This is a genomic window from Glaciecola sp. XM2 (assembly GCF_018595715.1).
In the GTDB taxonomy this organism is placed as follows: domain Bacteria; phylum Pseudomonadota; class Gammaproteobacteria; order Enterobacterales; family Alteromonadaceae; genus Glaciecola.
Genome location: NZ_JAHEOJ010000020.1, coordinates 588,336 through 608,423, shown reverse-complemented (window position 1 = coordinate 608,423; position 20,088 = coordinate 588,336). Strand labels below are relative to the sequence as shown.

General features: G+C 46.9%; 18 protein-coding genes and 1 pseudogene. 7 read left to right on the top strand and 12 right to left on the bottom strand.

Going from position 1 to position 20,088, the window contains the following annotated elements; all coding sequences use genetic code 11:
• Nucleotides 1–143 precede the first annotated feature (143 nt).
• A complete protein-coding gene (locus KJ365_RS07310; RefSeq protein WP_214450963.1) occupies nucleotides 144–353 on the top strand; it encodes a cold-shock protein in 210 nt (69 codons plus the stop codon).
• 94 nt (nucleotides 354–447) lie between these two features.
• On the opposite strand, the gene KJ365_RS07305 is transcribed toward KJ365_RS07310, so the two are convergent.
• The 10 genes and pseudogenes from KJ365_RS07305 to ccmA form a co-directional block, all read right to left on the bottom strand.
• A complete protein-coding gene (locus KJ365_RS07305; RefSeq protein ID WP_352109338.1) occupies nucleotides 448–1,254 on the bottom strand; it encodes an MlaA family lipoprotein in 807 nt (268 codons plus the stop codon).
• The gene (gene ccmI / locus KJ365_RS07300; RefSeq protein WP_214450962.1) at nucleotides 1,254–2,537 is read right to left on the bottom strand and encodes a c-type cytochrome biogenesis protein CcmI; all 1,284 of its coding nucleotides are present in this window, start codon (nucleotides 2,535–2,537) and stop codon (nucleotides 1,254–1,256) included. The genes KJ365_RS07305 and ccmI overlap by 1 nt, the downstream gene beginning before the upstream one ends.
• On the bottom strand, nucleotides 2,538–3,053 hold the full coding sequence (locus KJ365_RS07295; RefSeq protein ID WP_352109336.1) for a cytochrome c-type biogenesis protein: 516 nt from the start codon (nucleotides 3,051–3,053) through the stop codon (nucleotides 2,538–2,540).
• A complete protein-coding gene (locus KJ365_RS07290) occupies nucleotides 3,046–3,654 on the bottom strand; it encodes a redoxin family protein (RefSeq protein WP_214450961.1) in 609 nt (202 codons plus the stop codon). The genes KJ365_RS07295 and KJ365_RS07290 overlap by 8 nt, the downstream gene beginning before the upstream one ends.
• On the bottom strand, nucleotides 3,651–5,678 hold the full coding sequence (locus KJ365_RS07285; protein ID WP_214450960.1) for a heme lyase CcmF/NrfE family subunit: 2,028 nt from the start codon (nucleotides 5,676–5,678) through the stop codon (nucleotides 3,651–3,653). Before KJ365_RS07285 ends, KJ365_RS07290 begins: the two co-directional genes overlap by 4 nt.
• A complete protein-coding gene (ccmE, locus tag KJ365_RS07280; protein ID WP_214450959.1) occupies nucleotides 5,678–6,145 on the bottom strand; it encodes a cytochrome c maturation protein CcmE in 468 nt (155 codons plus the stop codon). Before ccmE ends, KJ365_RS07285 begins: the two co-directional genes overlap by 1 nt.
• A complete protein-coding gene (gene ccmD / locus KJ365_RS16765; RefSeq protein ID WP_284731271.1) occupies nucleotides 6,142–6,345 on the bottom strand; it encodes a heme exporter protein CcmD in 204 nt (67 codons plus the stop codon). The genes ccmE and ccmD overlap by 4 nt, the downstream gene beginning before the upstream one ends.
• 138 nt (nucleotides 6,346–6,483) lie before the next feature.
• Nucleotides 6,484–7,209: pseudogene (locus tag KJ365_RS07275) on the bottom strand (heme ABC transporter permease); the annotation flags it as partial.
• Nucleotides 7,209–7,874, bottom strand: coding sequence for a heme exporter protein CcmB (ccmB, locus tag KJ365_RS07270; protein ID WP_214450957.1), 666 nt, complete (start codon nucleotides 7,872–7,874; stop codon nucleotides 7,209–7,211). The pseudogene KJ365_RS07275 and the gene ccmB, both read right to left, overlap by 1 nt.
• Nucleotides 7,874–8,503, bottom strand: coding sequence for a cytochrome c biogenesis heme-transporting ATPase CcmA (gene ccmA / locus KJ365_RS07265; RefSeq protein ID WP_214450956.1), 630 nt, complete (start codon nucleotides 8,501–8,503; stop codon nucleotides 7,874–7,876). The genes ccmB and ccmA overlap by 1 nt, the downstream gene beginning before the upstream one ends.
• Nucleotides 8,504–8,662: 159 nt before the next feature.
• Here ccmA and fliK point away from each other — a divergent pair, with 159 nt between their 5' ends.
• Together fliK and KJ365_RS07255 are read left to right on the top strand one after the other, a co-directional pair.
• Nucleotides 8,663–11,023 (top strand): flagellar hook-length control protein FliK, encoded by a 2,361-nt coding sequence (gene fliK, locus KJ365_RS07260; RefSeq protein WP_214450955.1) that lies wholly within the window; start codon nucleotides 8,663–8,665, stop codon nucleotides 11,021–11,023.
• An 8-nt stretch (nucleotides 11,024–11,031) separates the two neighbouring features.
• Nucleotides 11,032–11,349 (top strand): EscU/YscU/HrcU family type III secretion system export apparatus switch protein, encoded by a 318-nt coding sequence (locus tag KJ365_RS07255; RefSeq protein WP_214450954.1) that lies wholly within the window; start codon nucleotides 11,032–11,034, stop codon nucleotides 11,347–11,349.
• 8 nt (nucleotides 11,350–11,357) lie between these two features.
• On the opposite strand, the gene recA is transcribed toward KJ365_RS07255, so the two are convergent.
• Together recA and KJ365_RS07245 are read right to left on the bottom strand one after the other, a co-directional pair.
• Nucleotides 11,358–12,401: a recombinase RecA gene (recA, locus tag KJ365_RS07250; RefSeq protein WP_214450953.1), complete on the bottom strand. Its 1,044-nt coding sequence runs from the start codon at nucleotides 12,399–12,401 to the stop codon at nucleotides 11,358–11,360.
• Nucleotides 12,402–12,726: 325 nt separating this feature from the next.
• Nucleotides 12,727–13,227, bottom strand: a complete 501-nt coding sequence (locus KJ365_RS07245; RefSeq protein WP_214450952.1) for a CinA family protein — start codon at nucleotides 13,225–13,227, stop codon at nucleotides 12,727–12,729.
• Between the two features lie 178 nt (nucleotides 13,228–13,405).
• Between KJ365_RS07245 and mutS the strand changes: the two genes are divergently transcribed.
• The 4 genes from mutS (at nucleotide 13,406) to KJ365_RS07225 (ending at nucleotide 20,079) form a co-directional block, all read left to right on the top strand.
• Nucleotides 13,406–16,054 carry a DNA mismatch repair protein MutS gene (gene mutS / locus KJ365_RS07240; protein ID WP_502793482.1) on the top strand — a complete coding sequence of 883 codons (2,649 nt, stop codon included), beginning with the start codon at nucleotides 13,406–13,408 and terminating at the stop codon, nucleotides 16,052–16,054.
• A 269-nt stretch (nucleotides 16,055–16,323) separates the two neighbouring features.
• Nucleotides 16,324–17,955: a CTP synthase gene (gene pyrG / locus KJ365_RS07235; RefSeq protein WP_214450951.1), complete on the top strand. Its 1,632-nt coding sequence runs from the start codon at nucleotides 16,324–16,326 to the stop codon at nucleotides 17,953–17,955.
• Between the two features lie 66 nt (nucleotides 17,956–18,021).
• The gene (gene eno / locus KJ365_RS07230) at nucleotides 18,022–19,314 is read left to right on the top strand and encodes a phosphopyruvate hydratase (protein WP_214450950.1); all 1,293 of its coding nucleotides are present in this window, start codon (nucleotides 18,022–18,024) and stop codon (nucleotides 19,312–19,314) included.
• Nucleotides 19,315–19,449: 135 nt separating this feature from the next.
• Nucleotides 19,450–20,079, top strand: coding sequence for a hypothetical protein (locus KJ365_RS07225; RefSeq protein WP_214450949.1), 630 nt, complete (start codon nucleotides 19,450–19,452; stop codon nucleotides 20,077–20,079).
• Nucleotides 20,080–20,088: the final 9 nt, after the last annotated feature.

The following is a 20,088-nucleotide window of genomic DNA, read 5'->3' as shown; positions in this document are numbered from 1 at the left end:
TCAAAGATGCAAACATTTACAATCTTCACTTCGTTGTTTTACTCGTAACACCTCGTCCTGCAGTTTCTAAGTCTTAGTTCCATTTTTCAGCTATTCAAGCCTCTTGAAGGCACAACTTTATTTAAATTTCAGGATAATATTATATGTCTAATACAACTACAGGAACCGTTAAGTGGTTCAACGAAAGCAAAGGTTTTGGGTTTATTGAGCAACAGTCTGGTCCAGACGTATTTGCTCATTTTAGCGCAATCGTAAGCGATGGATTTAAAACATTGGCAGAAGGTCAAAAAGTACAGTTCGCTGTAACTGACGGCGCCAAAGGTCCACAAGCAGAAAAAATTGTAGCGATTTAATCTACAAACAAAAATGAAAAGGGGCGTGGTAAATACCAATACCACGCCCCTTTTTTTATTTCTTCAGACAGCTATTGTGAAGTTAAGCTTTGTTTTAAGGAATATCTTCAAACAAAGACTCAAAATCTTCAAAATCATCGGCTTCTTGCTCAATTTCTTCTTGGCTACGCTCGGTGATTTCACCATCGCTCACCTCAAAGGCGACGCGCTGAAAGTAAGCATCTCTGACAAACAGGTATTCATCGAGTGAGCGCTCTAAGTTGGCCTCTTGGTCAAGCAATGTGGCGCGCGTTTCTAATAAACCAACAACGGCAGCACTAATGGTGTAAGGATCTTCAAGCACTGTTTCAGGCCAATAAAAACGGTCTACGTAAGTACCCACAAAGTCTCTAACATCACTTGGGCCTAATGCTGGTAACATTAAATAAGGTCCGGTGCCAAAACCCCATACCCCAAGGACTTGGTTAAAATCTTCTTCTTGTCGCGGCACGCCCATCGATTCAGCCACATCAAAAATCCCTAACACTCCAACAGTCGTGTTGATTAAAAAACGACTTGTACTGGCAAAAGACTCGGTAGGCTTGCCTTGCAATAAATTATTAATAGCATTAGCGGGCTCTGCGATGTTTTCAGATGCGTTTAGCAGCCCAGTTCTGACCGGCTGGGGCATTACCGCCACATATACCTGGGTGGCAGGCTTCACTAAAAAGCGGTCGAGTACATTACGGTTAAAGTCCCACATCACACGGTTTATCGGCTCAAACGGATCTGATACGCCCTCATCTTCCTGCACGTATTGGGCAGACTCGTTTGATGCAGATTCCACTTGTGCTTGAGGGTTTGCTGCACATCCCGATACCATAACGGCAATTAACAACAATAATGCATTACTTACTTTCACTAAATTTCCTTGTTTATGAGTATAACCGCCGAGACTTGCTCACCTTGGATTAACTCTAGTTCATTTATTTCACCTTGCAACTCACCGGGGCTTGGCATTACGTCTGCATCCATCGAAATACGTGCCGTTAGCCTGACGCTTGAAGCGGTTGCTAAAGTCATGCTAGGCATCATCGCATCGCTTTGTGACAATACCATTGAAAACGGAAATTCACCTAAACGATAACGTGCCACCGCTAGCGGCACTCGGCTTTCGCTTTGTGCGTTTTGTGCAAATACAATTAAGTAACCATCTTCAGGCAGATTCGCTTCAAGGGATGGGTCGAGCATGATATCAACACCAATGCTTGTGCCTTGAACTTCAGGTGCTGGCACTTCAACCACTGGTTGGGAGGCGGCATCTGGACGCAATAAGCTTTCAGGGGCACCAATGTTTATCAGCTGTGCCACTAACGATTGATAAAAGTTACTACTGGGCGATAGTTGCCCACGGATCATTAAAAAGTTCTCAACGGCGACATCGGTATCACCTAATTGCGTTGCTACAACCGTTAGTAATAAACGATAGTCGCGATTATCAGGTGCAATACTCACCAGATAGTCCACTTGACGCTTTGCGTTACCTAGGCTCTCTTCGGTACCGGCCGCCATAAGTGCTTGCGCATAGCGCTCTCGTATTTCTAGGTCATCTGGAGCTAACCTTAAGGCTTTTTCAAATGCGGCGATGGATTCATCCATTCTGCCTATAGACATCTGTACTTGCCCTAATAGACGCCAACCTTCAACGTCTTCAGGGGTTTCACGCAGACGCTTTCGAATGACCAAAGCAAATTTCGCATAGTCATTAGGGGTCACTTCACCACCGGTTTGACCTTGAATGCGCTGAGTAAGGTCTGCTGCTTGAGATTGCGCCATTACATATTCTTGTAAACCTGTAAGTTGATTGGATGTAAAATAAACCCAAACGCCCACGGCGATTGCAGGCAAAGACAATAAACCCACCACTAACCAATTTACAGTTTTAACCGGCGCTACCTGACCTTTTTCAAGACGCTCCGATTCTTCAACCAACGCTAGCTTGAGCTCTTTAACAGCCGTTAGCTTATCTTTTTCAGAGATCAAACCTTCTTCAACTTCACGCTCTAACTCTGTAATGCGCTGTTTTACTACGTTTGCATTGGTTATCTGTAGCTTTGCTTGTTTTGCTTTTCGCAGTAAAGGCACGAGCACAAAAAATACAGACACTACGACCAAAGCGATCGCATACAAATAAAAATCAGTCACTTATTCTTCCTTTAACAACTGTTCTGCTCTGGCAAGGCGAGCTTCTATGTCGTCATCATCAACGACTTTTCTGCGCTTGATAAACACCGCTAACATGATAAACGCAAATAACACTGGCGCTAACCAAAGCCACATGGTCACTGCGTTCACGGGCGGTTGATAATGCACAAAATCACCATAACGCTGCTTCATCCAGCCAATCACCTGCTCCTCGTCGTTACCCTCTTTCATCAACTGATACACCTTACGGCGCATGTCGTGTGCAATAGGCGCATCAGAATCTGCAATGTTCTGATTCTGACATTTAGGGCAACGCAGCTCGGCGGTCAGCTTTAGAAAGGTTTTACGATCGTTAGCGTCGGTAAAAGCATAGTTTTCGGCATAATCTTCTGGTACTACCCGGTTTTGTTCAGTGCTTTGAGCCGGCGCGGGTGATTCTTGGTTCTCTTGCGCGTGCGCTGATGAAAAAGCCAACACACCTATACATACAAAAATACTTAGAAAATACTTACTCACTGGCCAACTCCTCCACCACAGGCTGCGCTACAACACCCTGCAGTTCGTCTAGCACAGGCTTAAATTTAGCCGCCCATACCCTTTCGTTAACATCGCCTAAATGATGCACGCGGATAACGCCATTTTCATCCACTAAGAAGGTTTCAGGCGCGCCAGTGACTCCTAAATCCAGTGAGGTATCGCGGTACACATCAAAGATATTAAACTCGAAGGGGTTGCCCGTGCGGCTCAGCATTTCGTTTACTTCAGTGCGCACGCGCGTGACGGTTTTAATACCAAAATCAGGGTCAATATCTTGGTCGTAGTAAAGCCCCACAAAACGAATCCCCTCTTGGCTGAGCTGTGTCAAGTATGGCAACTCAATAGCGCAGGTAATGCACCATACGCCCCACACATTCACCACAGTAATTTGGCCGTCGAAGATGCTGTTGTCGTAGATGATGGTCTCATCCATTAGATCAGGAAGTGAAAACGCAGGGAAAGGCTCTGCTAACACTTCAGACTCGCGCTCCATCGGATCGGAGTACAATCCTTTGAACAAAAACACGCAAATGGTCAAAAACAATATCAGCGGCAATAAAAACCACGCGAGTCGACTCATGCTTGCGCCTCGCTGGTTTTAGTTTGCACGGCTGCATCTAGCTCAACCTTTGCCTTAGGACGAAGGGCGGCTTTCACTTTAGCAATTTTGGTAATGCGGTAGCGCTTGTCGGTAATCGACAGCACGCCGCCTACGCTCATGATAAACGCACCTAACCAAATCCAAACTACAAAGGGCTTGTAGTATAAACGAACTGCCCAAGCGCCATTTTCAAGAGGCTCACCTAGTGCAATAAACAAATCCCGCGTAAGGGTGGTATGAATACCTGCCTCGGTCATGGTCATACGCTGCACCGTGTAAAAGCGCTTCTCTGGCTCAAGATGCGACACAAGCTCGCCATTTTTAAATACGTCAAAAATGCCTTTGTCGGATATATAGTTGGGGCCTTGTAGCTCAACTACGCCAGTAAAGAGCACGTCGTAATCAGCAATTTGCACGCGCTGATTAGGCTCCATACGAACATCTCTCTCAAGCTCATAGTTGCTCACCAGCGTGATGCCAATTAACGAAACTGCAAAGCCAACGTGACCTAAGATCATGCCCCAATGGCTGCGCGTTAGCTTTTTAAGGGATGACGTAATCGATTCTTCAGAGGTTTGGGAGACCACGCGCTGCCTAACTTCAAGCACGGTAGAAATCAAAATCCAAAAGCTCATTACCATACCCAGCATCGCCATGTACGACTGCTCTGAGTACGACGCAATCACTAAGAACCCAGCGCTAAGCGCTAGCAAAAAGGCAACAATAAGCTGATTACGTAGGGCCGAAGGCTGCTGACGCTTCCATCTTGATAACGGCCCAATGCCCATAAACAATACAAAGGGCACAATCAATAAAGTAAACATCTGATTAAAAAACGGCGCACCGATTGAAATCGTGCCTAAGCCAATTTCTTTATGCACAAGCGGGAAAAGCGTGCCCAGCAATACTACAATGGTTGCAGCAACGAGCAATACGTTGTTGCCCATCAGCATCATCTCGCGTGAGAATGTGTCGTAACGTCCAACGCTTTTTAGTTGCGAGGCGCGCACAGCATACAGTAGCAATGAGCCGCCAATAACGACTACCAGCAAACCTAATATAAACAAGCCACGAGACGGGTCGCTTGCAAACGAATGCACCGATACCAATACGCCTGAGCGCACTAAGAACGTGCCGAGCAAGCTTAACGAAAAGGCTGCAATAGCAAGTAACACGGTCCACGATTTAAAGACTTTACGCTTTTCGGTCACCGCTAGGCTATGCATTAATGCGGTGCCCACAAGCCATGGCATAAATGACGCGTTTTCTACTGGATCCCAGAACCACCAGCCGCCCCAACCGAGTTCGTAGTATGCCCACCAGCTGCCCAGTGCTATTCCCATGGTTAAGAAAGCCCACGCGGCAATGGTCCACGGACGTGACCATCTTGCCCATGTTGAATCAAGCTGGCCGCCAATCAACGCGGCAATCGCAAATGCAAAGGCCACCGCAAAGCCAACATAGCCCATGTATAAAAGCGGTGGGTGAATTATCATGCCAAAATCTTGCAGCAGTGGATTCAGGTCTCGCCCATCCACCGGGAAGAACGGCAGCATGCTGTCAAACGGATTAGAGGTAATCAGCATGAACAAATAAAACGAAATGCTCACCATTCCTAATACCGATAGCACCCGCGCGAGCATCGCTTCGGGTATGCCTTTAGAGAATAGCGCTACCGCCAATGTCCAAATCGCAAAGATCAGTACCCACAGTAAAAATGAGCCCTCATGCCCCCCCCATACTGCGGTGATTTTATAGTAAATGGGCAACATGCTGTTGCTGTTTTGTGCAACGTAGTTCACGCTAAAATCGTCGGTGACGAACGCGTATGTCAAGCACATGTAGGCAATAAGGGTGAAAGCAAACAGACCATAGGTGAGTGGCCGAGCCATCTGCATTAAGGTTTGATTATTGGTTTGTGCACCATACAGCGGGTACACCGCTAGCAGTATGGATAAAACCAGCGCAATAACGAGGGTGACATTACCAAGTTCGGGGATCATTAGTAGCCTGCCTCCTCTGGCTTTTTATGCGTGATGCCAAGCTTTTCAGCCAACTCTGGCGGCATGTATTCTTCGTCGTGTTTGGCGAGCACTTCATGTGCAACAATCAAGGTAGATTCGGTAAGCGTGCCGGTAGCAACAATGCCCTGCCCTTCGCGAAACAAATCGGGCAAAATGCCGTTGTATTCAACCGTAACCGTTGGTCCTAAATCCATTAAATCAAAACGTACCGCTAAGCTCTCGCTATCGCGCTTTACACTGCCTGGCACCACTAGTCCGCCAATACGAATTCGTTGACCTATGACGGGCATTGCGCCGGTTGCGTCTTTACCTTCATGAATTTCTGAAGGGGTATAAAACACGTCAATACTGTCGTTTAATGTGTACAACATTACGCCAATCGCTGCGGATATGAGAACTAAAATGCCTGATACCGCAAAAAGTCGCTGTTTACGTCTTACATTCATGCTTTGCTGCCCTGAGTAGATTCTATATTCTTTTGCTTACGTTTAGCGCGCGCTGCAATGATGCGCTGCGCTCTCGCTTGTTGTGTGCTTACATAGGTTTTTACCGCTTTGCTCATATACAAGCTCTGCGCGGCTAGTAAAACCATGGCCAACAAACTTACGCCAAATGACAGCCATACATAGAAACCACGGTTACCCATGTTCCAAAAGGCTGCCATATCATCAAACTTGAAACCTTGCTGGGCTGCGTAAAACACCCCCGCAATAAATAAAATAAGACCCGAAACCAAGGCAATAGTTCTGCCTGGTATGCGATGTAATTTGTGCCCTGCATCACCTAAAAGCTCAGCCACCCAAGGGCGGTGTGCATCGCGTTTAATCAGCTCGTACTTAAGGCGAATGATCACTATCGCGCCAATAAACCCAATCATCCCAAAGATAGAAATCACCAGCGGGATTGCCATATCGGGCGGCATCGACGGCTTGTCAATTTTACTGATGCTCGCAGGCTGGTGTAGAGTATTCCACCACTCCACCGAGTACTTTATGATGGGGATATTAATGACGCCCACCATCGCCATAATCGCGGCTGCTTTGCCGCCTTGCTGCTTGTCGTCAAATGATACGTAAAGGGCAATCACCCCTAAATATAAAAACAGTAAAATCAGTTGCGAGGTTAATCGTGCGTCCCAAATCCACCACGTGCCCCATGTAGGCTGGCCCCAGACTGCACCGGTAAATAGCGATATAAAGGTAATCACCGCACCCACAGGCGCAATGGCAATCATGGTGGTAAGCGCGGTTCGCCACTGCCAAACCACACCCACAAAGGCCGCAACGGCCATGGCAATGTAAGTGGTCATCGACTGTGTGGCCGAAGGCACATGGATGTATATGATGCGGTAAACATCAAACTGCTGGTAATCGGTTGGCGCAAATGCCAATCCCCACAGCATGCCCACCGGAAATGCGACAAACATCAGCACTAAAAACCAAGGCAAAAGCTGATTGCAAAGCTCATATGCCTTATCGGGTTTTGCGTAAGAATTAATCCACTTCCACATTAATGTTGACTCACTCTTAAAGAATATGAAATAGCCGCTGGCGCCGCCGCCAATGCAAATAATAACAAGGCCGCCATCATACCAAGTTGAAAGCTATAAGGTAATTGCAGAGACGCCGAATCTATTGCCGAAGTGGCAAAAATTAGTAACGGAATAAACAAGGGAATTAACAACAACGCCACCAATACCCCACTACGCTGCAAGCCAACCGTAAGCGCCACGCCTATGGCGCCAATCAAGCTAATGACGGGCGTGCCTAACACCAATGTTGCGATAAGCGCTTTATACATCGGCATATTCATATTTAAAAACAATGCTAGCAGCGGCGATAACAGCAGCAAGGGCAAAATATGGATAAACCAATGTGTGAGTACTTTGGTAAGCACAATCATATACAGCGGTGTGGGCGAAAGGGTATATTGCTCCAGGGTTCCGTCGTTAAAATCATCCCTAAACATGCGCTCCATACCTAGCAACAACGACAAAATCGCGGCCACCCAAATGACGCCGCCACTCACGCGCTGCAAAATTTCAGGAGACGGGCCAATCGCCAGCGGAAAAAGCGTGATCACCATCATGAAAAACATTAAGGGCTGCATCAGCTCCGCTCGTTGCCGGTATGCCAAGGCAATATCTCGCTTACAAAAAGACCATACCATGCTCATCACCAACGATACTCCAGCTCAAACTCACGAGAGGGGTGGTCGATTGATACACGTTGATGGGAGGTCATGATGACGCTGCCGCCGCTTTTTAAAAATGCCGCAATATGCGCTTCGAAGTGACCGACCATATTTACATCAAGGGCTGTCATGGGTTCATCGAGCACCCAAAGGGTTGCGTCTTTACTTAGCCACAAGCGCGCCAGCGAAACCCTGCGCTGCTGTCCGGCAGATAGATGTTTCACCGAAAGGTATTCGAGCCCTTCTAAACCGAGAGTGTCGAGCACAGCAATGATATCAGCGTCGGTAGCCGCAACATTGTGCTGTTTGCACCAATAGCGAAGATTTTCAATGGGATTAAGAAGTGCACTCACGCCAAGTTTATGACCAAAGTAGATAAGCTTTTCGCTGGCTTGATTGGTTTGCGAGTGGGCATCGAATTCGCCGATGGTAACACTGCCAGTTTGCGGACTACTCAAGCCCACTAAAATTCTCAGTAAACTGGTTTTTCCAGCCCCGTTTTCACCCCGCAACAGCAACAGCTCACCTTCCTCAAGACTGAGGCTAAGATGTTCAAACAAAATACGATCTTGTTTTTCACAGCTAACGTTGTGGGCGGATAAAACGGTCACTTACTTACTCAAATTTCAAAAATCGCGAAATATTACCATAAAAACAAGGTATTAACCTACCGTTACTGGTCCATTAATTGGTCGAAAAAAGCGTTTAATTGATTGGAGTCAAATCGAGGTATTTTCTTAAGGGAAAAGGTATTTTGCCGATAAATCAGTATGGCACAAAATACTATTCCTGCTCTCAAAGCCCTAGCCACTCTGACTGAAACAGCTTCGTCGGGGCAGCGAGCCATTGCCCAAGATAGTGCGGCAAAAGTTACCTTAGCTAAAAGTGCTGTGAGTTTTACGGTGGTGGCGAGCAACGCCAATCAGATTTTATTGCAAGATAACGCAAACAAACAAAAGATAGCCTTGGCAACCAGCGCTTTGCAAAGCGCTGTATCTCCAAAAGCAGGCGACACACTTGTGCTAGTGAGCGCAAACGACCAGAGCATTAATTTCAGACTGCTCAAACAATCCCAAAATCAGAACGCTAATGTAAATCTTCCGGTGCAGCTTACCCGCACGCTTGCACAAAGCTGGCCTGATGTAGGGTTAAGTGCGCTTAACAAAGCACCGGTGAGTGTTGCCGCGCAAGTTCAAATTAGTAATACCAGCGCTGGCAACGACAACAACTTGATAGCCCTTGCTAAATTAATTACCCAAAGTGCTAGCAGTGCTGGCAAACCCAGTATCCAGTTGCCTATTTTAGGCACCATCAAAGCCATGCCAGTTTCTTCTCAGGTGAACGCAAATGCAACGGTTAGCTTATCATTAGGCAATGGCAAAGCGATTGAGCTTGCGTTGCCTTTAAACGCGGTGCTGCGTGCCAAAATCAAGATTGGTTCGCCGGTAGAGCTTGTGCTCTCGGGTAATGCGCCATCCAAGGGAATTATTGCGGCCGCTGTGCAAAATACACCATTATCCAAAGCCGATATTGCGGCCTTTAACCAAGCCAATAGTGCGCTTAAGCAAAAAGTCACCAGCATCATTGAACAATCTTTATTGAGTCCTAATAAAGCGATTAAGGGTGTGGGCGGGTCTCAAAACTTCACGCAAGCGGTTTATACCATGGCGCTTAACAAAGCCGCACTGAATGCCTTGCCCGAGAGTTTTGCTCAACAAATTAAGCGCGCTATCGCACCTAATTCGCTAGATGACGCCCAGCTCCTTATAAATAATGCAAAAAGCGGCCGTGCAGGTAACGCGGTAAGTTTGTTTGCGATTGAAAAGCCTGTCATGGTAAAAATCAATACCGCAGGGCTGCAGGCAAATGCGCAAAGTGCGTTAACTCAAAACAACAATGACGAGCTTAGCACGATGCTCAAAAATGAACGCGGAGAAGCGCGAGCTTCATCCTCGCTAAATAATTCAACATCGGCATCAGCATCTGCTGCTACTTCGGCATCCGTATCGACATCTGCAAATTCGAAGGTGCAAACGGCAGACGCCTTATTACAGGCGATCAAACTCAACACCTCGCCGCAAAAATTACTCGAGCTGCCTGGCAAACTACAAACCGCACTGCAGCATACGCTGAGCCATAGCGCGCCATCGGCCCAAAGTATCGATGCGGTAAGCGCCACACTAGATAAAGTGCTAGCGCAGAGCTCTATCGAAACAAAACAGCAGTTCACGCCACTGCTGCAACAGCTAAAGAGCCTTACGGATTACAAACAAAACCTTAGTAATTCTGCAGCGATTGCAGCTACACAAAAAAGTGCAACACAAGGCACGCTTCAAAACGAAGGGAACAGCGAAGGCAACAGCGCGCTAACAGAAATCATCAAGCAAACCATGGCAAGCGAGGCGGTCACGCAAATTACCAACCCCCAGCCACAAGTAAACCGCGGGGCATCAAACAGCTTTATTGAAGGACTGGTGAATTTATTAAAGCTCAGCTTGGCGGCCAACATTGCCTCGCGCGCCGATGCACAATCTCCGGCAAGACAAACCATGCTGCAAACCAGCCTACCGGCTTTTGTGGCGAGCATTATCAAACCCAACACAGCGCAAAACACAAAACAACAACCCATGAAAGTGCTGCAAGATATTAGCCGAGCAGATCCAAAAGGCGGCCTTATCAGCGAGATTGGCAAACTGCTTAGCACCCACAACACACAAAAGCTACGCAGCGCCGAAACGACCTTACAAGGTAATGATACTTATTATTACGCTATTCCTAACTTACTGAACAAAAACGGGCAAGACATCGAACTGGTGGTTAAACGCGAGCAAGACGAGCAGCGAGACAACAACCAAGATTCAGCGTCGCAAATATGGAAGCTCGACATAAAGCTCGATGTTGGCAAACACGGCAAGGTATTAGCAAAAACCAAACTGCAAAACAACATAGTAGATTTACATTTATACGCCAGCGACGAAGCCCTTAAACAAAGGGTAGAAAAGTACCTTCCCTTGCTTCACGCCCGCCTAACATCATTAGGCATAGATATAAATTCACAGCGTTGCGACATTGGCAAGGTGTCTGAAACGCTATTGAAAACAAAACTCAACGTAATGCACGCATATGCATGAGGTAAACCATGACATACACTAAGCCTTCACCCAAAGCGGTGGCATTAAAGTACGATAGTTTATCGCCTAAACAAGCGCCGAAAGTCGTGGCGACGGGCACGGGCACCTTGGCAGAAGAAATCATTGCGCTGGCCCAGCAACATGGCATTTTTATTCATCAAGATGCGCATTTGAGCGAGATTTTAAGTCAGCTAGATTTAGGACAAGAAATTCCAGAAACGCTCTATCATGTGATTGCAGAGCTTATTGCGTTTTCGTTTGTAATGCAGGGGCAATTCCCTGATACATGGAACAACATGCATCAGAGAATTGATTTTAAAGAATAGCCTTGGGATTAGGCTTTTTCAGTTTCGTTTTTGTCGGCAGTTTCGCTGTCTTCCACTTTAGGCATTAATAGCTCAGCGCGTAACTTATCTTCAATGTCTTTTGCAAGCTCAACATTGTCTTTAAGGTACTGCACAACATTTGCTTTACCCTGACCAATACGGTCGCCGTTACAGCTGTACCAAGCGCCGGCTTTATCGATGAGTTTATGCTTCACGCCTAAATCAACGAGTTCTGCTTCTTTGCTTATGCCTTGGCCATACATAATTTGGAATTCGGCTTGTTTAAACGGCGGGGCAATTTTGTTTTTCACTACTTTTACGCGGGTTTCGTTACCTACAACTTCGTCACCCTCTTTTATTGCACCAATGCGGCGAATATCTAATCTTACCGATGCATAGAACTTAAGTGCGTTACCGCCGGTAGTGGTTTCAGGGTTACCAAACATTACACCAATCTTCATACGAATTTGGTTAATGAATATCAGCATGGTGTTGCTGCGTTTAAGGTTACCTGTGATTTTACGCATGCTTTGCGACATCATACGTGCAGCAAGACCCATGTGTGAGTCACCAATATCACCTTCAATTTCAGCTTTTGGTGTAAGTGCGGCAACGGAGTCAACCACAATCACATCTACTGCGCCAGAGCGCGTTAACATGTCACAAATTTCTAATGCCTGCTCGCCGGTATCTGGTTGAGAAACCAATAGCTCGTTGATGTTTACGCCAAGCTTTTTCGCATAAATGGGATCCAATGCATGCTCTGCGTCAACAAAGGCGCACGTTTTACCTTCGCGCTGGGCTTGAGCGATTACTTCGAGGGTTAGCGTGGTTTTACCAGAAGATTCTGGGCCGTATATTTCTACAATCCTGCCCATGGGTAAGCCGCCAGCACCTAGCGCGATATCTAAACCAAGTGAGCCGGTAGAAATGGTCTCAACATCCATGGTGCGGTTCTCACCAAGTTTCATGATGGAGCCTTTACCAAACTGCTTTTCGATTTGTGAAAGGGCTGCGTCTAGTGCGCTCGCTTTATTTGCATCAGTTTTCATATTAATTTCCTTTATTCGTGCTGGCAAAACCACATCGTCCAGACTTATCAAATTCGTTGTTTTTGTTTTATTCTGTGTACCAATTTGTGTCGATAAACTGATTCACGCCAAGCAACATGCAATCATTTATATCGGAAGTATACTGTATAGCTATACAGTTTCAACGATTTATTTGCACTTTTTTATAACTGTATGAATTTACATGTAAATTATTTTTTTGGAGGTGTTTGGTACCGAATTATTGTATTTAAGGTAGCGCTTATAAACAGTACTTACTGTTGTTACGCAATCAAACCCAACGCCACATATTATGTCACTACACCTTTTATGCTTGTACTACACGCTGGATCAGTTTTTCGAGAGCTAATACGATTGCTTGCTCTCTCACTTGCTGCCTATCGCCTGAAAAACAACGACTAAAGGTGCTCAGCCCTGCCTCGCAATCAATCGCAAACCATACCAAGCCAACGGGTTTGTCTTCGCTCCCGCCGCCCGGGCCTGCAATACCACTTATTGAAACGGCATAATCGGCTTTCGCACGGGCTCTGCCGCCACGCGCCATTTGTGATACCACTTCTTGTGACACCGCCCCAAACTGCGTCAACACCTCGGCATCCACGCCCACCAACTGCGACTTTGCCTCATTGGAGTATGTCACCCACGACTGATTCATCCAATGTGATGAACCCGCAATATCGGTGATTGCGAAGGCCACACCGCCGCCCGTGCACGATTCAACAGTACAAACGCTGGCATTTTGCGCAAGCAGAGCGTCACCGAGTTGTTGTGCAAGCTGAAATTTCGTTTTTAATTGCGTATTGAGCATGCAAGCCTTTTTATTATTATGTATTTTTGCTTTACACTATCGAGATAGAACAGAGAAAGCGTTTAGTGCGCCTACAATATCAAATTGTACGCACCCGAGTCGATGCATATAATGATAAATTCGCGAGCACCAACGCGTCGTATGTTTATCATCCTAACTGGCGAGTAAAATAATAATAATGCACACCCCTCAGCCTGAAAAAAGTGAGGCTTTAAAAGCGTCATCTAAACCTAGTACCAGCGGTCATACCCCTATGATGGCGCAATATTTAGGCATAAAAGCGCAGCACCCAGAGATTTTGCTTTTTTATCGCATGGGCGATTTTTACGAACTGTTTTTTGACGACGCAAAAAAAGCCGCCAACCTGCTCAATATCTCACTGACCGCCAGAGGCAAAACCGCAGGCGAACCTATTCCAATGGCCGGTGTACCCTATCATGCCGCTGAAAATTACCTCGCCAAACTGGTCAAAATGGGCGAGTCGGTTGCTATTTGCGAACAAGTGGGCGACCCAGCCACCAGCAAAGGCCCAGTAGATCGCCAAGTTGTGCGCATAGTCACGCCTGGCACGGTGACCGATGAAGCCTTACTTGATGATAGGCAAGACGCAGTGCTTGCCGCGGTAACCGAACATAAAAATGTCTTTGGCATTGCTTATATCGACCTAGCAAGCGCCAGATTCCACGTACTCGATTGCGTTGGAGAAGATGCGTTTATGGCCGCCCTTGAGCGCATAAAAGTGGCAGAGCTTTTATATAACGAAGAATTTAGCCATGTGCATTTATTAGAGCGCTTTAAAGGCAAGCGCCGTCGCCCAGTATGGGAATATGATCAGCAAACTGCACTGACCAAACTTAACGCCCAATTTAACACCCTAAGCCTTGAAGGATTTGGCGTAGATGAAGACATGCTCGCCATTGGCAGTGCCGGCTGCGTATTGCAATACGTGCAAGAAACCCAGCGCACACAGCTTGCCCATATCAGCGCCATTACCCACGACAATCAAAGCCAAATTTTGTATATGGACGCAGCCACCCAGCGCAATTTGGAGCTAACGCGGAACCTGTCGGGTGGTAATGAAAACACCTTACTCAGCGTGATTGACAACACTTCCACCAGCATGGGCTCACGCTTGTTACAGCGTTATTTGCACCAGCCGGTTCGCGACCAGCAAGAAATTAAACGCCGCCATCACATGATAAACGCGCTTCAGGGCGCAAGCTTCGACGCCATTCAGGATTGCCTTAAAGAAATTGGCGACATTGAGCGTATTTTAGCTAGAGTGGCGCTACGCAGTGCAAGGCCACGTGATTTCGCTAGGCTCAGTCATGGATTAAATCAACTTCCTCTGCTTAACCAGCAGCTCAACGAACTTTGCACAAATGATAACGTTAGCGACCTGATCGGCGAATATCAGCAGCAAATAAGCCTATATCCCGACCTTGCAGACTTATTACAACGCGCCATTATTGAAAACCCACCGGTAGTGCTGCGCGATGGCGGCGTAATCGCACCAGGCTATAGCCAAGAGCTAGACGAGCTAAGAGATTTAGCACAAGGCGCTACCGCCTATTTAGATGCGTTAGAAATACGCGAGCGGGAACGCACCGGCATTGCGACGCTAAAGGTCAATTACAACAAAGTACATGGGTTTTACATTGAGGTGAGCCGTGCCAACAGTCATTTGGTGCCGGCAGATTATGTGCGCAGGCAAACCCTTAAAAACAATGAACGCTACATCATCCCAGAGCTTAAAGAGCATGAAGATAAAGTACTCACTAGTCAAAGTCGCGCCCTTGCCTTAGAAAAGCGCTTGTATGAAGCCTTGTTCGACGACATCATGCCGCAGTTACAACAATTGTTGAAAAGCGCTTCGGCCATTGCCAAACTCGACGTGATGGCCAACTTTGCCGAAAGAGCCCACAGCTTAAACTTAAATGCGCCTGAGCTCTCAAGCGACAACGTAATAGAATACGATGCCGGTAGGCACCCGGTGGTAGAAGCGGTTATGAATACGCCGTTTATTGCCAACCCGCTATATGTATCAGATAGCGCCAAAATGCTGATGATCACCGGCCCAAACATGGGCGGAAAATCAACGTATATGCGTCAAACCGCGCTGATCGTGCTGCTAACGTACATTGGTAGTTATGTACCCGTTGCCAGCGCCACCATCGGCCCCATCGACCGAATCTTTACCCGTATCGGTGCATCAGACGACTTAGCCTCTGGCCGCTCTACCTTTATGGTGGAGATGACCGAAACCGCCAATATATTAAACAACGCCACCGCCAACAGCCTTGTGCTGATGGACGAAATTGGCCGCGGCACCAGCACTTACGATGGTTTATCGTTGGCCTGGGCATGCGCTGAATATTTAGCCGAGCACATCTGCTGCTATACTTTATTTGCCACTCACTACTTTGAGCTCACCACCCTTGCAGAGCAATACGCTCACATTCAAAATGTACATTTAAGCGCCATCGAGCATAACGACGACATTAAGTTTATGCATCAAGTGCAACAAGGGGCGGCGAGTAAAAGCTATGGTTTGCAAGTGGCAAAACTGGCCGGCGTACCCAACGCGGTGCTAAAAGTGGCTAAACAAAAACTCTCGCAGCTTGAGCAAGCCACACCACAACAAGCAACCCCAAGCAAAACTACATCTAAACCGAACAAACGCGAGCCCTTCACCGAAGAGCAGCTCAGCATCGATTTAGATACCGAGCATTGGCTTGCACAAAAACTTAAAACCATTGATTTAGATGAGTTAAGCCCCCGCGAAGCACAGGCACTATTGTATGAATGGCGAAAAGCGTTGAAATGACATTTTGAGTTGGGAATGACCTAGGTTGATTCTCAACTCAGTACTCATTTTGGCGACCAACCCCAAAATAACTCACATTTCTAATTTACTCAGCAGGGTGAATCTAGGTATACTATGCATCCAACAAAGGTGATGTTCTTATCACCGCTTTTGCAACTTAGATTTACACGCCACTTTCAATTTCAATCGCCCTATCGCATTGAAATGAAAGTGTTTTTGCTGTGAGTTAAGTTTGCATGCCAATATAAACGCTAAACACTAGGTTCAACATGACAAACTATATATTCGTCACCGGTGGTGTGGTTTCATCATTAGGCAAAGGTATTGCCGCAGCGTCACTTGCTGCTATTTTAGAAGCCCGCGGCCTTCAGGTCACCATGCTCAAGCTCGACCCGTACATCAATGTGGACCCTGGTACCATGAGTCCTATCCAACACGGAGAAGTATTTGTTACCGACGACGGAGCAGAGACCGATCTTGACTTAGGACACTACGAGCGTTTCATTCGCACCCGCATGACCCAGCGCAACAACTTTACCACCGGCCGTGTATACGAAGAGGTGTTAAAACGCGAGCGCAGAGGCGACTACTTAGGCGCAACCATTCAGGTTATCCCGCACATTACCAACGAAATTAAACGCCGCATTATTGCAGGGGCCGAAGGCAATGATGTTGCTATCGTAGAGATAGGCGGCACCGTAGGTGATATTGAATCACAGCCGTTTATTGAAGCGATTCGTCAGCTTGGTACCGAAGTGGGTCGTGAACGCGCCATGTATATGCACCTTACGCTCGTGCCGTTTTTAGCCGCCTCTGGCGAAGTCAAAACCAAGCCCACCCAGCATTCTGTAAAAGAATTACGCTCGGTAGGTATTCAACCTGATATTTTGGTGTGCCGCTCTGAATGCGCGCTGCCAAACAACGAGCGTGCAAAAATCGCCTTATTTACCAACGTCAACGAAAAAGCCGTTATTAGCTTAAGAGACGCCGACAGTATTTATCGCATCCCCGCGGGCTTAAAAGCGCAAGGCATGGATGAGCTAGTGGTAAAACGCTTTGGTTATGACTGCCCTGAAGCAGACCTTACCGAGTGGGAGCAAGTACTCTACGCAGAATCCAATCCAACCGGCGAAGTCAACATCGGCATGGTCGGTAAGTATGTTGAATTACCCGACGCCTATAAATCGGTTAACGAAGCGCTCAAGCACGCAGGCTTAAAAAACCGTAAAACGGTTAATATCCACTACATCGATTCACAAGATATCGAAACCAAAGGCATACATATTTTAGAGCATTTAGATGCCATCTTAGTGCCCGGCGGATTTGGCGAAAGAGGCATTGAAGGCAAAATTGCAGCCGCCAAATATGCCCGTGAAAACGACGTACCTTACTTAGGCATATGCTTAGGTATGCAGGTCGCCTACATTGAGTTTGCGCGCAATGTCGCTGGTATGGAAAATGCCAACAGCACCGAATTTAATCCTGAATCACCTTACCCGGTTGTGGGCCTTATTACAGAATGGCTTGATGCAGACGGCAGCACAGAGGTCAGAGATGTCTCTACCGACTTAGGTGGTACTATGCGTCTTGGCAGTCAGCTTTGTTATTTAGAAGAAGGCAGCAAAGTCGCAAAAATGTATGGCAAGACCGAAATCTACGAGCGCCATCGCCATCGCTACGAAGTGAACAACAACTTACGCCAAGCCGTTGAAGATGCCGGCCTAAAAGTAAGCGGCCTGTCTACCGACAAACGCTTAGTAGAAGTCATTGAGCTAGAAGACCACCCTTGGTTTGTTGCAGGGCAATTTCACCCAGAGTTCAATTCTACGCCGCGAGACGGTCATCCGTTGTTTACCGGGTTTATTGCTGCGGCAAGCGAGTACAATAAAAAACATCATTAAAGCGTAATTTTATCTGCCCTGAACTTTGAATATTCAGGGTAATTCACTACTCCAAGAGGACAAGAAATGGCCAAGATAAGCCGAATAGTTGGACGAGAAATACTAGACTCACGCGGTAACCCTACTGTAGAAGCAGACGTTTACCTAGAGTGTGGTGCCATGGGAAGAGCAGTAGCTCCATCAGGCGCATCAACAGGCTCTAGAGAAGCACTAGAATTGCGTGATGGTGATAAAGCTCGTTATCTTGGCAAAGGCGTTTTAAAAGCAGTTAGCGCAATTAACGATAAAATAGCCGGCGCACTGATTGGTCAAGAAGCTCAAGAGCAAGCAACTGTTGACCAAATCATGATTGATTTAGACGGTACTGAAAACAAAGAAAACCTAGGCGCCAACGCTATTTTAGCGGTGTCGCTAGCCATAGCAAAAGCCCAAGCGATAAGCCTAGGCAAGCCACTGTATGCGCACATTGCCGACCTTAACGGTACCTCAGGGCAATACTCCATGCCAGTGCCCATGATGAACATCATCAACGGCGGTGAGCATGCTGATAACAATGTCGATATTCAAGAGTTTATGGTGCAGCCAGTGGGCGCGAAAAACTTCAAAGAAGCCCTTCGTATGGGCGCTGAAATATTCCATTCACTTAAAAAGGTACTAAGTGCAAAAGACTTAAACACAGCAGTGGGTGACGAAGGCGGCTTTGCGCCAAACTTAGAATCAAACGCAGAAGCACTTGCCGTTATTGTGACTGCAGTTGAAAATGCCGGTTACAAAATGAATGAAGATGTAACCCTAGCCTTAGACTGCGCAGCCTCTGAGTTTTATAAAGACGGCAAATATGTACTAGGCGGCGAAAACAAATCTTTCGATTCAAACGGTTTTAGTGACTACCTCGCGCAACTGGCAAGCGACTACCCTATCGTGTCGATTGAAGATGGCTTAGATGAGTCAGACTGGGACGGCTGGGCGTATTTAACTAAGATTTTAGGCGACAAAGTGCAGCTGGTGGGCGACGATTTGTTTGTAACCAATACCAAAATACTCAAGCGCGGCATAGACAACGGCGTAGGTAACTCCATTTTGATCAAGTTTAACCAAATTGGCTCACTCACCGAAACGCTAAACGCGATAAAAATGGCAAAAGACGCAGGCTTTACCGCAGTCATATCGCACAGAAGCGGCGAAACCGAAGATGCGACCATTGCCGATTTAGCCGTAGGCACCGCAGCAGGCCAAATTAAGACTGGCTCACTTTGCCGTTCAGATCGTGTGGCCAAATACAACCAACTGCTTCGCATAGAAGAAGAGCTTGGTGGAAGTGTCGCTTACAACGGACGAAGCGAAATCAAAGGCCAGTAAGCGCCAACGTTATGCAACATAAGCCCAAGTAGACGTATTTACTTGGGCTTTTTTATAAGAAAAATGGAGTAAGCTCCCCCTTTTAGGTACTATGCATTTTTACGACTCGTTAACTGGGATCTAGCCTTACATTTCATGGCCGCAGAACTTCACGACCAAACGGATATTTTTAACCTCAGCATTAAATATCCCAATTTTGCCGAACTCAGCAATGCTCTCTACGAGAGGGAGTTGACACATTTAGCGAACAGTAACATCTCCGATCCAGCACTACTAAAACGCAAAATCAAAGGGCTCAGCCACCACGTTAAAAATGCCGCAATGCACCTGCTTGAAGGCGGTGCGCCCATCGATGTAGACGTTCACAACGGCAGTTGGCAAGCCAAACAGGCCGCCAAGTGCCCTATTGCCACACAATCTACCGACAGCACATTAAAGTGGTATGGCGCTAACGCTCGCTACGGCGCGGTGGTGGCTATTTATGTAGAGCATTTGGGCGAAGAACACATTGAGCTCGACAGCATCGATATGCTGGCGTCTGACCGAATGCACCTAAACAAGTTTGGCTGGTTTTCTAAAACCGGTGAATACTTTGAAATTGTGCCTAAGCAAACCCGCTATCTATTATTAAAACCCACAAAAGCCGTTTTAATTGCTGCGTGCGGCGGTCATAGATGGACGCCAAAAGGCCGCGCTATTCCACGTGCCCTCTCGTTAAGAGAATTGCTCTTATCGACCGACATTGATTGGAAAACCTTTAAGTAACCCCCATAT